Below are 11,847 nucleotides of genomic sequence, written 5' to 3'. Positions count from 1 at the left end.
CACGTAGCAAGGAGGTTCGACGGGGAAGGCTGCGAAGACTCACGATCATGCGAAGTCGCGACGGATGCACAGAGAATGTCCGGCCCGGGGAGAAGGACGGGGCGACGCACGGCCCCGCGGCCCCACCGGATCTGCCGGCTCCTCAGCTGGCCCGCGTCATCCTGACGATCGCTCTTCTCGGCTATCTGAGCGTCACCGTCGTCAATCTCGTAGGAGTGGATCACAGCACCTTCGCCCTGACCGCGTCCCTGGCCGGGATGGTGCTCATCTTCCTGCTGCAACTGAGACATTCCAGCGCCACGGCCCGCCGTGCCCCCACCTGGCAGAAGTGGGTGACGCTCGGTACGCAGGCGCTGCTCACCTATCTGCCGATCGCGGCCTTTCACTCCCAGTGGGGGGCGATGGCCGGGTTTCTCGCGGGGTCGCTGCTGCTGCTCCTGCCCGGCCGGCGGGCCTGGTTCGCCTATGGAGCGGTGGGGATCAGCATGCTCGTCCCCCCGATCGTGGAACGCCTCCCCCTGCGCGAGGCCTTCTATCTGTGCCAGTCGACCCTGCTGACCGGCCTGGTCGTGTACGGGCTCTCCAGGATGGCCGAGCTGGTCCGGGCACTGCACGACACCCGGGTCGAGCTGACCCGTATGGCGGTCACACAGGAACGGCTGCGCTTCGCGCGGGACTTGCACGATCTGCTGGGCTACAGCCTCTCCGCGATCACACTGAAGAGCGAGCTGATCCACCGGCTGGTGCCGACGCATCCTCGGCGCGCGATGGACGAGATCAGCGAGGTCCTGGCGATCTCACGGCAGTCGCTCGCCGATGTGCGTACGGTCGCCAGCGGGCTGCGCGGGCTCTCGCTGGAACAGGAGCTCGGCTCGGCGCAGTCCCTGCTCACCGCCGCGGATGTGAAGGTGCGGGCCACCGTCCGGCTCGGGAAGATCAGTCAGCCGGTCGACACCGTACTCGCCGCGGTGCTGCGCGAGGCGATCACCAATCTGCTGCGGCACTCACGCGCGTGTGTCTGCGACATCGAGGCCATTCAGGAAGGCGGGCTGGTGCGGCTGTCCGTGTCCAACGACGGCGTCGATCCGGCGTACCGCGACTCCTCGCCGCACAGCGGCAGCGGTCTGGGGAATCTGGAGACACGGCTGCGTGCCGTGTCGGGCCGGCTGTCCATCGCACGCGGCGCGGACGGGACCTTCCGGCTGATGGCCGAGGCGCCCGCCCAACTGATCAGAGGGGTGCCCGATGTGGACGACGACATCTACGCTCGGGACTCCGCGGCTTAGGCCCTGTTGGATCCGAGGAGGAGACCCGATTCATGGCCATCCGCATTCTGCTGGCCGAAGACATGAACATGGTCCGTGGAGCGCTGGTGGCTCTGCTGAACCTGGAGAGCGATCTCAAGGTCGTCTGTGAGCTGGAGCGCGGCGACCTCATCCTGCCGGCCGCTCTGGAGCACCGCCCCGATGTCGCGATCATCGATATCGATCTGCCGGGGATCGACGGGCTGACGGCGGCGGCCCGGCTGCGGGAGTCGCTGCCCGAGTGCCGGACGCTGATCCTCACCAGCCTGGGCCGGCCGGGAACGCTCCGGCGCGCGCTGTCGGCGCATGTCTCCGGCTATCTGCTCAAGGACGCGCCACCCCAGGAACTGGCCGCGGCGGTACGGCGGGTGGTCGCCGGCCACCGGGTGATCGACGCGCAGCTCGCGCTCTCGGCGTGGGACGGCGCCGAGTCTCCGTTGACCGAGCGGGAGACGGAGGTGCTGCGGAGGGCGGCGGAGGGGTCGGAGGCCCAGGAGATCGCCCGGGAGCTGCATCTGTCACCGGGCACCGTACGAAACTATCTGACGACGATCGTGGCCAAGCTGAACGCGCGGAACCGGGTCGACGCGATCAGGATCGCGCAGGAGGCGGACTGGCTGCTCTAGGTCGTGTCCGGCGGAATGCCCAGGCGCGGTGGGCCGTTATTCAGGTCATGTACGCAGACACGGAGACCATCCGTAAGATCCTGACGCAGAGCGGCGACACCTGGGCCGTGGTGGGACTGTCCGACAACCCGTCCCGCGCGGCCTACGGCGTCGCGGCGGTGCTCCAGCGCTACGGCAAGCGCGTCGTGCCCGTCCACCCCAAGGCCGAGCCGGTCCACGGCGAGCAGGGCTACGCCTCGCTGGCCGACATCCCCTTCCCGGTCGATGTCGTGGACGTCTTCGTCAACAGCGAGCTGGCGGGCGCGGTCGCGGACGAGGCGACGGCGATCGGCGCGAAGGCCGTCTGGTTCCAGCTCGGCGTGGTCGACGAACAGGCCTACGACCGCACCCGCGCGGCGGGCCTCGACATGGTCATGGACCGCTGCCCCGCGATCGAGATCCCACAGCTCGGCTGACCCCACGGGAAGTCCTGGACCAGAAGCTGGGGGGGCTCCGCGCGAGGACGGTATTCCGCTGGCAGGCTGGGCCGGCAGACTGCCAGGCTCCGCATATGAGTCCCCAGACCAACGGCCTGTCCGACGCGTCCTGGCTAGGCACACCGATCGACGCCCGCCCTCTGTTCGGGCCGGAGATGGCTTCCCTCCTGGACCTGCTGCGCGCGCTGCGACCTGCTGAATGGAACGAGCCGGCGGTCCCGGGCTGGAGCGTGAAGGACCTCGCCGCACACGTCCTCGGTGACTACCGCGGCCGCCTCGGCTGGAGCACAGAGGGATTTCGGCCTGCCTTCGCACCCGGCGAGACCGTGGAAGCGTTCATCCATCGCGTCAATCAGGACTGGATCAATCTCCACACCGGTCACAGCCCGGTCGAGCTCATCGAAGCTCTGGAACTGGCAGGTGCCCAGGTCAACCGGCAATTCGAGGCCGCCGACCTCGGTACCGCGGGACTGGGGGTGTCCTGGGCAGGGGCAGATCCAGCACCTGCATGGCTGGACATCGCCCGGGAGTTCACCGAGTACTGGACGCACCGCCAGCAGATTCGCCATGCCACCGGCCGTGGCACGGATTCGGAGCCTCGGGCTCTCGCCACGGTCCTGGACACCTTCATGCGGGCCCTGCCTCACACGATGCACGGCACCTCAGCAGCCGACGGAGCCCAGGTCCGGATGGCCATCAGTGGTCCAGCCGGCGGCATCTGGACCGTGACGGCAACTGAGGGCCGATGGTCACTGGCCGCGGCACCCGACGGGCGGCCGACCGCATCGGTGACGCTGGACGCAGAGACGGCCTGGCTCTTGTGCACCCGTGGCATCGAGCCCAGTACAGCCCTGACACGCGCCAACATCCGGGGGGAACGTCAGCTAGCCGGAGCTGCCTGCCAGATCGTGTCCATCGTCTACTGAGCGTCCTGTATCCATCGGTTGACTTCGGCCTCCGGGCCAGGCGGCGAGCTTCCGGCAGGCGCGCTCGCGGACGGTCTCGTCGATCAGGGAGCCGGACCGGATGATCGTCTCAGGTGCCGTGCCGACGCTCCTCCGCCCTTGCGATGGGGGGGGCACCCTGCCGCGGTCAGACGCCCAAACCCTCCAGCACCACCGCGCCCGGCAGGCCGCCGAAGATCTTGCCCGGGACGATCAGCTTGCCGCGGCGCCGGCCGCTGCCGATCAGGACCCAGTCGGTGTCGAGCACGGCGGAGTCCACCAGCAGCGGCCAGGACGCGGGCAGGCCGATCGGGGTGATGCCCCCGTACTCCATGCCGGTCTCGCCCACGGCCGTGTCCATCGCGGCGAACGAGGCTTTGCGCGCGCCCAGTTGTCGGCGGACCACGCCGTTGACGTCGACGCGGGTGCGGGAGAGCACGACACACGCCGCGAGCGTCGACTCGCCGCCCCGCTTGCCCGCCACGACCACGCAGTTCGCGGATCGGTCGAGCAGTCCGGGGCCGTGGTGTTCGGCGAAGACCGCCGTGTCCGCGATCGCCGGGTCGGTGTCGACGTACACCAGTTGTTCGGCGGGGACATCGCCGCGCCAGGCGCGCACGGCGTCGGCGACGGGTGGTGTCAGTTCTTCGAGGCAGTCAGGGGCGGGTCTGGCGTTGTCGAAGTTTCCCAGGGGAGCGCGCATGGATGCCACGCTAACAAGCCGCCCCACCACCACGGAGCGGGCGGCTCAGCGTACGGGCGGGATCGACACGGACATGATCATCTCGACGGTCTCGGCGCCTTCGTTGCGGTAGACGTGCGGCACGCTCGCCTCGAAGGCCGCCGAGGCGCCCTCGGGCACGGCGTGCGGTTCGCCGTCGACGACGAGCGTCAGTTCCCCGGCGGTCACATGGAGCAGTTCGGTGGTGCCCGGCGGATGCGGGTCGGACGAGCTGGCCTCCCCCGGCAGCAGGACCCACCGCCACAGTTCGAGTGGTCCGCGGGCCTCGGTGCCGACGAGCAGCGTCGTGTGGCTGCCCGCGGGCGTGGACCACATCCGTACGGCCTGGTCCGCAGGCACGATCCTGACCTGCGGGCCCTGCTCGTAGTCGAGGAGGGTGGTGATCGAGACACCGAGCGCGTCGGCGAGCTTGACGGTGGTGCCGACGCTGGGATTGGTACGGGCCTGCTCGATCTGGATGATCATTCCACGGCTGACTCCCGCCCTGGCCGCCAGCGCGTCGAGGGTGAAGCCCCGTTCACCGCGCCAGCGTCTGAGATTGCGGGCGAGCGACTGGGTGAGCTGATCGAGGTCCGACACATTCCGTCCAATATGCTCAATGAGGCAGTTCAATGGACTGCACTATGGCGTGGTGCACCCCATCGTTCACCGCACTGTACTGCGAGGTCCCCTACGACCGCGTATCGCTCGCGCCAGGCGGAAACGGCGCTGCCGGACATCGAGTGACCCCCGCACAACGTACGGTAAGGCTCACCCCTAAGGTGTGGTCTCCCGAGCGCCTCCCCTGGGGCTTCGAGCGGCCAATGTGACCGTACGGTTGGCTGAAAGCAGTTGACCACACCGGGCCTCAACGGGCCCTCGGCGGGCGTCCGGAGCACCGAACGGACATCGGCATACCAGCTTCGGGCATGGCAGACGCGATGTTTGCGCATATGACAGAGGCTTCAGCGATTCATTCTATTTACCATGCCCACCCTGGCCGGTGGGTGACTTCGGGACGAACTCCTCCGTTGAGTGGGCTCCGGGCGATCTGTGTGTTCCACGAGCGCGCGGCGTGGTTAGCATGAGCGCCACATGTGGTGCGGAAGATCACCGTCCCCATCGGTGTCAGATCCCGCCTGTGCGGCCGAAGCGCGCTGGTCGGCCGGTCTTTATCCCCCGCACTCAAGCACCCGAGGGACCGCGGAATGTCAGTGCCTGTCGCCCCCCGCCCGCGCCGCATACGCAGGGCACGGACTCTGCCGCTCGCCGTACCCCTGGCCCTGCTGGTGGTCTCCGCCGCGGCGGGAGGCGCCGTGGCCGCGACGGCGCCCGCGGCGGCCCGTAGTTGGGTGGCCGCCACCGTCGCCGTCGCCTGGGTGTGTCTGGCGGCCACGGCCGTCACCGCCGCGCTGCTGCTGCGGGGCCGCCGGCGCTCGGCGGACACCGCCGAGAACGAGACACGGGCGACACAGTCACGGCTGACCCAACTCGGCGCGGACTCGGCGCATTTGCTGAACGTCGCGCTGCCCGCGGTGGTCAAGAGAGTCCGGGACGGCGCGGGCGCCGACGAGACCCTGGAGTCCACCCCGGCGCCGTCCGACCCCCAACTGCGGCGTCTGCTGGAGATGTTCACGACCGAGATCGCCGACTCCGCCCAGCGCGCCGCCCACGCGACCGCCGAGAGCGAGCGGGCCGTCGCCCAGCTGACGCGGGCCGCCGACGAGTTGGATCTGCTCACCGCCAAGACGCTTCCCGACGCGCTCGGCGGACTGCGCTCCGGCGGCTCCGCGGACACCGTACTCGGCACCATCGAGCCGCCCTCCGATCCACGGCTGCGGGTCCTGCTGGACACCGTGGTCAGGAACTTCGCCACCAGCGAGCGACGGGCCGCGGCGGCGCAGGCGGCCAGCGCCAAGGCGCTGAGCCGGGTCCAGGCGAAGGCCGTGAGCATGCTCGCCGATCTGCGCGACATGCAGGATCGATACGGCGAAGAGGTCTTCGGGGATCTCCTCAAGCTCGACCACAACACCTCGCAGCTCGGGCTGCTCACCGACCGGCTGGCCCTGCTGATGGGCGGGCGCCCGAGCCGCGCCTGGAACAAGCCGATCGCCATGGAGAGCATCCTGCGCGGCGCGGTGGGCCGGATCGCCGCGTACCAGCGGGTCAGGCTGCACTGTTCGAGCAGCGCCGCGATCGCCGGGTTCGCCGCCGAGCCCGTGATGCACCTCCTCGCCGAACTCATGGACAACGCGGCGAACTTCTCCCCGCCCATCGACGAGGTCCATGTCTATGTCGAGGAGCGCACCGCCGGAATCGTGGTGACCATCGAGGACAGCGGTCTGAAGATGGCCGCCGCCGCCATGCGGCGTGCCGAGGAGTCCGTCTCCGGACGGGTCACCGACCTGGCGATGCTCCAGGGCACCCGGCTCGGGCTCGCCGTGGTCGGCAGGCTGGCCGCCAAGTACCACATCAGTGTCAACTACCGGCCCTCGTCCCGCGGCGGTACGGGCGTCGTGGTCCTCTTCCCGCCGCAGCTCATGGCCCAGCAGCGCGGTATGGCACCGGAGCAGTTCCTGCTGCGCCCGGCCCCGGAGGCGACGGTCGCCGCCGACCCGCCGGTCACCTCGGCCCCGCGGGGCACGGCGGCCCCGTCGGCCCCGCCCCACTCGTCCGCGCCGTCGGTCTCCCCCGTACCGCCCTCCCCGTCCACGCCGTCCAACCCGCCCTCCCCGTCCTCTCCCGGGGACGGCCCCCGCGTGGCGACACCCAACGGTCTGCCGGTCCGCCCGCCCGGCCGCACCATGGCCGCCGCCGACCGGGGCCGGCCGCAGCCGGAGTCCGAGTCGGAGAGCGACGGCGCCCGGCCGGGCCGCGACGCGGGCTCCCAGTTCGGCGCCTTCCACCGTGCGCGCCGCCCCTCGAAGGGCGCGTCAGGCACGGGCGGCGCCCAGGACGCGCCCGGAACCGGCGGTACGAAGGATCCTGACGGCACGTCCGGGACCCCGGCCGAGTAAGGGCCGCCCGCTCCCCGTACGGCGCCCGGGGTCTTGGCGCCCTTCCCCACCCGGAACGCGAGATTGGAGGCACGGGCGGGTGACCGGTCAGCCCGGTACCACCCGTTCCACGCACACCATGCAGACCACTGACAACAGCCTGACCTGGCTCCTTGAGAGCCTGTTGGAACGCACCCCCGGCACCCGGCACGCGCTGGTGCTCTCCCGTGACGGGCTGAAGCTCTGCTGGAGCCGTCACCTCACCCTCGACCAGGCCGACCAGCTGGCGGCCATCTGTTCCGGTATCCAGGCGCTCGCCCAGGGCGCCTCGGTGGAGTTCGGCAACGGCACCGGCGGCGTACGCCACTCGATGACCGAATTCCACGGCGGACTGCTGTTCATCGTCGAGGCCGGTGACGGAGCGCATCTCGCGGTCGTGGCCGAGGACGGCGCCGATCCGGGTGTGGTGGGCCATCAGATGACCGAGCTGGTCGAGCAGATCGGTGAGCATTTGCGGGCCGAGCCGCGTGCGTGGGTCCAGGAGAGTTCTCCGTCATGACCCCCCGCCGGCCCGTCGACACCGGGGATCCCGACCGGCTGTACACCGTCACCGGTGGCCGCAGCCGGGTCGACGACGACTCGTTCGATCTGGTCACCCTGATCGTCAGCGAGTGCGAACCGACGCAGGGGATGCAGTCGGAGCATGTCCGGATTCTGGAACTGTGCCGTCATCCCACAGCGGTCGTCGAGATCTCCGCGGAGCTGCGGCTGCCGGTGACGGTGGTGCGGATCCTCCTCGGTGATCTCCTCGCGACGGGCCGGATCACCGCCCGGCATCCCCGTGCGGCACGCTCTGCGGAGCTGCCCGACTCCGCCCTTCTGAAGGAGGTGCTCCTTGGACTCCGTAACCTCTGAGCTGCCGGCCCGTACTCCACTGGCCGACGCCGCCGAGACCGGTCTCAAGATTGTCATCGTGGGCGGATTCGGGGTGGGCAAGACCACCCTCGTACGGTCGGTGAGCGAGATCCGGCCGCTCAATACCGAAGAGGTCATGACGCAGGCCGGGGTCGGTGTCGACGAGACGGTCGGGCTGACCACCAAGACCACCACGACCGTGGCCTTCGACTTCGGCCGGATCAGTCTCAACGACCGTATGGTGCTCTATTTGTTCGGGGCGCCCGGACAGGAGAGGTTCTGGTTCCTCTGGGACCGGCTCTTCTCGGGCACACTGGGCGCGGTCGTACTGGTCGACACCCGGCGGATGAGCGAGTCCTGGTACGCGATCGACCGGCTGGAGCACCACAGGACCCCGTTCGTGGTCGCGGTCAACCGGTTCGACGACGATGTCTCGGCGTTCTCACTGGCGGAGATCAGGCAGGCGCTCTCGCTGCCCGATCATGTGCCGCTGATCGACTGCGACGCGCGGGTGCGCTCGTCCGGCAAGAACGTACTGATCACCCTCGTGGACCACCTCTACGAACTGGCGATGGCCCGGGAGATGACCTCATGACCGACCCCGCAGACCTCTCCCTCGACCAGGCCCTCCCGCCACCCGGGTGCCCCGCGCACGCCGGCGCGCAGGAGGACGCCGTCGCGCTGAGCGGCCTGGAGTACCAGCAGACCCCGTCCCAGCTGTACCGCACCCTGCGCAGGGAGCACGGCGCGATCGCGCCCGTCGTTCTTGACGGGGGCATCCCCGCCTGGCTGGTGCTCGGCTATACCGAGGTCTCGTATGTCACCAACCACGACGAGCTGTTCGCCCGGGACTCACGGCGCTGGAACCAGTGGCCGTCGATCCCGCCCGACTGGCCGCTGATGCCGTTCGTCGGCTACCAGCCGTCGGTGATGTTCGCCGAGGGACCGGAGCACCAGCGCAGGGCCGGTGTGATCACCGAGGCGCTGGAGGCCGTCGACCAGTTCGAACTGGCCCATACCTGCCGCGAGATCGCCGAGGGGCTCATCGACGCCTTCGCCGGCAGCGGGCAGGCCGAGCTGATGAGCGCGTTCGCGCACGCGCTGCCGATGCGGGCCGTGGTGCGGCTCTGCGGCATGCCGGCCGACGGCGTCGACACCGACGACCTGGTCCGCGATCTGCGGATCTCGCTGGACGCCGCCGAGGGTGACGACCCGGTCGCCGCCTATGTGCGGGTGATGGAGCGGATGCAGCGGCTGGTCAAGGACAAGCGGAACAACCCGGGGTCCGACATCACCTCCCGGATGCTGAGCCACCCGGCCGGGCTGACGGACGAGGAGATGGTCGTCGACCTGATCACCGTCATCGCCGCCGCGCAGCAGCCGACCGCCAACTGGATCTGCAACACCCTGCGACTGCTGCTGACCGACGACCGGTTCGCGCTGAACGTGTCGGGCGGCCGGCTCAGCGTCGGTCAGGCGCTGAACGAGGTGCTGTGGCTGGACACGCCGACGCAGAACTTCATCGGCCGGTGGGCGGTGCGCGACACCCAGCTCGGCGGCCGGCACATCAAGGCGGGCGACTGTCTGGTCCTGGGGCTCGCCGCGGCCAACACCGATCCGCAGATCTGGCCGGAGGGCCATATCGGCCCGGAGAACTCCGCGCATCTGTCGTTCAGCAACGGTGAGCACCGCTGCCCCTACCCGGCCCCGCTGCTGGCCGATGTCATCGCGCGCACCGCGGTGGAGACGTTGCTCGAGCGGCTGCCGGACGTGGTGCTCGCGGTCGAGCCGAACGAGCTGCGGTGGCGGCCGTCCATCTGGATGCGGGGGCTGACCGCGCTGCCGGTGAGCTTCACCCCGGTCGTGCAGTAGCGGAGCCGTCTTCACCGGTCAGCCGCCGGTGCCCGGCCGCCGGGCCCGGAAACCCGGGCCCGGCGGATGCCGTCAGCCCTTCACCGGGGTGAAACGCACGGGCAGCGTCTGCGGTCCGCGCGTGAACACGCCCTGCTCGAACGGGTCGAACCCGTCGGCGAGACGGATGTCCGGCATGGCGTCGAGCAGTTGGTTGACGCCGGTCTCGACCTCCGCCTTCGCCAGCAGGGCGCCGACGCAGAAGTGCCGGCCGAGCGCGAACGCCAGATGGTCGGCCGCCGCGGAGAACGCGGTCGTGGTGGTCAGATCGTCCCGGAAGATATTGAAACGGTCCGGCTCCTGGTAGCGCGAGCCGTCGCGGTTGGCGGCGCCGATCAGACAGGTGACCGTGGCTCCGGTCGGGATGGTCCCGCCGGTGACCTCGACGTCCTTGGCGGCCTGCCGCATGATCATATGCACCGGCGGGGTGAACCGGAGCGTCTCCGCGAAGGCCCGGTCGATCAGCGCGCGGTCCCGCTGTACGGCCGCCAGCTGGTCGGGGTGGAGCAGCAGATTCGCGAAGACGCTGGCGATCGCCTTGTCGGTGGTCTCCCCGCCGGCCGCGAGCAGCAGGCTGCAGAACGCCTTGATGTCCTCGTCGCTCATCCGTACGCCGTCGACCTCGGCGGCGCAGAGCGAGGAGAGCAGATCGTCCCCGAGGTTGTCGCGCCGGTGCTGGATGATCGGCAGCATGTACTCGGCGAACTCGACGCGGGTACGCTCACCGGCCGCCGCGACCTCCGGGTCGCCGGAGAGGTTGCCCAGGAAGGCGATGACCGCGGTGTACCAGCCGTGGAACCGGGCGTGGTCGGCCTTGTCGAGGCCCAGCATGTCGGCGATGACATTGACGGGGAAGCGGGTGGCGTAGTCCGTGACCAGATCGGCGGATCCGGTGTGCCGGAAGGCGTCGATCAGTTCACGCGAGTTGCGGTCGATGACCGGCTGGAACTTGTCCCGCAGATCGCTGCCGCGGAAGGCGGGGGCGACCAGCGCCCGGCGCACCGCGTGCTCCCGGCCGCTCAGCTGGAGGATCGTTTTGCCGTGCACGGGCTCGATCTGCCAGTCGTAGTTGTCGGTGGTGAACTCCGACTCCTTGTCCTTGAAGACGCGCTCGACGTCCTCGTAGCGCGAGATGATGTAGCTCTTCGTGGCCTCGTGCCAGATGAGCGGCGCGCTCTGGCGCATCACGCTGTAGGCCGGATACGGGTTCTCGGCGAACTCGGGCGACAGGATGTCGGGGACCTGATGTGCGGTGGCCATGGAGCTCCTCGTTCAGTATCAGCCCGATCGATAACGGGCTTCTCAGCCAAGGTTATTGATCAACCGTCATCAGAAACAGTCATCTCCTCACCCGACCTGAGGTCCCTGTGTCAGGAGTGATCGCTTACGGTGTAACTCCGATCAGCATGGAGGAGACGTCATGACGGAACGGGCACTGATCACCGGTGTGGGCGGAAAGTCCCCGCGTGTCGACGCCGCCGCGTTCACCGCGCCGACGTCCGTGGTGGTCGGCGATGTCACCGTCGCGGCGGGTGCGAGCATCTGGTACCAGGCGGTGCTCAGGGCCGACTGCGGGCCGATCGTGGTGGGCGCCGACACCAACGTCCAGGACAACTGCACCCTGCACTGCGACCCCGGTTTCCCGCTCACGGTCGGCGAGCGCGTCTCGGTCGGTCACAACGCGGTGCTGCACGGCTGCACGGTCGAGGACGATGTGCTGATCGGCATGGGCGCGACGGTCCTCAACGGCGCCCACATCGGCGCGGGGTCACTGGTCGCGGCGCAGTCGCTCGTACCGCAGGGCATGCGGGTGCCGCCGGGCTCGCTGGTCGCGGGGGTGCCCGCCAAGGTCAAGCGCGAGCTGACCGAGGAGGAGCGGGCGGGGATCAGGCTGAACGCGGCGGGCTATCTGGAGCTGGCGAAGGCCCACCGCGGGACGCACGAGGACCGATGA

General features: G+C 69.6%; 13 protein-coding genes. 10 read left to right on the top strand and 3 right to left on the bottom strand.

Annotated features, from left to right (window positions below; translation table 11 throughout):
* Window positions 1–47: 47 nt before the first annotated feature.
* The 4 genes from M1203_RS07015 (at window position 48) to M1203_RS07000 (ending at window position 3,332) form a co-directional block, all read left to right on the top strand.
* Window positions 48–1,286, top strand: a complete 1,239-nt coding sequence (locus M1203_RS07015; RefSeq protein ID WP_249948644.1) for a sensor histidine kinase — start codon at window positions 48–50, stop codon at window positions 1,284–1,286.
* A gap of 32 nt (window positions 1,287–1,318) precedes the next feature.
* Complete coding sequence (locus M1203_RS07010) at window positions 1,319–1,930, top strand: DNA-binding response regulator (protein ID WP_249948643.1); 612 nt, start codon at window positions 1,319–1,321, stop codon at window positions 1,928–1,930.
* A gap of 47 nt (window positions 1,931–1,977) precedes the next feature.
* Complete coding sequence (locus M1203_RS07005) at window positions 1,978–2,385, top strand: CoA-binding protein (RefSeq protein WP_249948642.1); 408 nt, start codon at window positions 1,978–1,980, stop codon at window positions 2,383–2,385.
* 95 nt (window positions 2,386–2,480) lie between these two features.
* Window positions 2,481–3,332, top strand: a complete 852-nt coding sequence (locus M1203_RS07000; protein WP_249948641.1) for a maleylpyruvate isomerase family mycothiol-dependent enzyme — start codon at window positions 2,481–2,483, stop codon at window positions 3,330–3,332.
* Window positions 3,333–3,498: 166 nt separating this feature from the next.
* On the opposite strand, the gene M1203_RS06995 is transcribed toward M1203_RS07000, so the two are convergent.
* Window positions 3,499–4,053 (bottom strand): YbaK/EbsC family protein, encoded by a 555-nt coding sequence (locus M1203_RS06995; RefSeq protein ID WP_249948640.1) that lies wholly within the window; start codon window positions 4,051–4,053, stop codon window positions 3,499–3,501.
* 45 nt (window positions 4,054–4,098) lie between these two features.
* Entirely contained in the window at window positions 4,099–4,671 is a 573-nt protein-coding gene (locus M1203_RS06990; protein WP_249948639.1) for an XRE family transcriptional regulator, read from the bottom strand.
* A gap of 608 nt (window positions 4,672–5,279) precedes the next feature.
* On the opposite strand from M1203_RS06990, the gene M1203_RS06985 reads away from it, so the two are divergent.
* The 5 genes from M1203_RS06985 to M1203_RS06965 all read left to right on the top strand — a co-directional run bounded on the left by M1203_RS06985 (window position 5,280) and on the right by M1203_RS06965 (window position 9,854).
* Window positions 5,280–7,088 carry an ATP-binding protein gene (locus tag M1203_RS06985; protein ID WP_249948638.1) on the top strand — a complete coding sequence of 603 codons (1,809 nt, stop codon included), beginning with the start codon at window positions 5,280–5,282 and terminating at the stop codon, window positions 7,086–7,088.
* Window positions 7,089–7,206: 118 nt separating this feature from the next.
* A complete protein-coding gene (locus M1203_RS06980; RefSeq protein WP_249948637.1) occupies window positions 7,207–7,626 on the top strand; it encodes a roadblock/LC7 domain-containing protein in 420 nt (139 codons plus the stop codon).
* Window positions 7,623–7,982, top strand: a complete 360-nt coding sequence (locus M1203_RS06975) for a DUF742 domain-containing protein (RefSeq protein WP_249948636.1) — start codon at window positions 7,623–7,625, stop codon at window positions 7,980–7,982. The genes M1203_RS06980 and M1203_RS06975 overlap by 4 nt, the downstream gene beginning before the upstream one ends.
* The gene (locus tag M1203_RS06970; RefSeq protein WP_249948635.1) at window positions 7,963–8,577 is read left to right on the top strand and encodes an ATP/GTP-binding protein; all 615 of its coding nucleotides are present in this window, start codon (window positions 7,963–7,965) and stop codon (window positions 8,575–8,577) included. Before M1203_RS06975 ends, M1203_RS06970 begins: the two co-directional genes overlap by 20 nt.
* Window positions 8,574–9,854: a cytochrome P450 gene (locus tag M1203_RS06965; RefSeq protein WP_249948634.1), complete on the top strand. Its 1,281-nt coding sequence runs from the start codon at window positions 8,574–8,576 to the stop codon at window positions 9,852–9,854. Before M1203_RS06970 ends, M1203_RS06965 begins: the two co-directional genes overlap by 4 nt.
* Window positions 9,855–9,926: 72 nt before the next feature.
* Here the strand turns inward: M1203_RS06965 and M1203_RS06960 are convergent, their stop codons facing one another.
* Window positions 9,927–11,153 carry a cytochrome P450 gene (locus tag M1203_RS06960; RefSeq protein ID WP_249948633.1) on the bottom strand — a complete coding sequence of 409 codons (1,227 nt, stop codon included), beginning with the start codon at window positions 11,151–11,153 and terminating at the stop codon, window positions 9,927–9,929.
* A 160-nt stretch (window positions 11,154–11,313) separates the two neighbouring features.
* Between M1203_RS06960 and M1203_RS06955 the strand changes: the two genes are divergently transcribed.
* Window positions 11,314–11,847, top strand: a complete 534-nt coding sequence (locus tag M1203_RS06955; RefSeq protein ID WP_249948632.1) for a gamma carbonic anhydrase family protein — start codon at window positions 11,314–11,316, stop codon at window positions 11,845–11,847.

It is taken from the genome of Streptomyces sp. 35G-GA-8 (assembly GCF_023534745.1).
Classification (GTDB): Bacteria; Actinomycetota; Actinomycetes; order Streptomycetales; family Streptomycetaceae; genus Streptomyces.
Note: the sequence above shows the minus strand (reverse complement) of the source record. Positions and strands in the feature narration are given on the sequence as shown.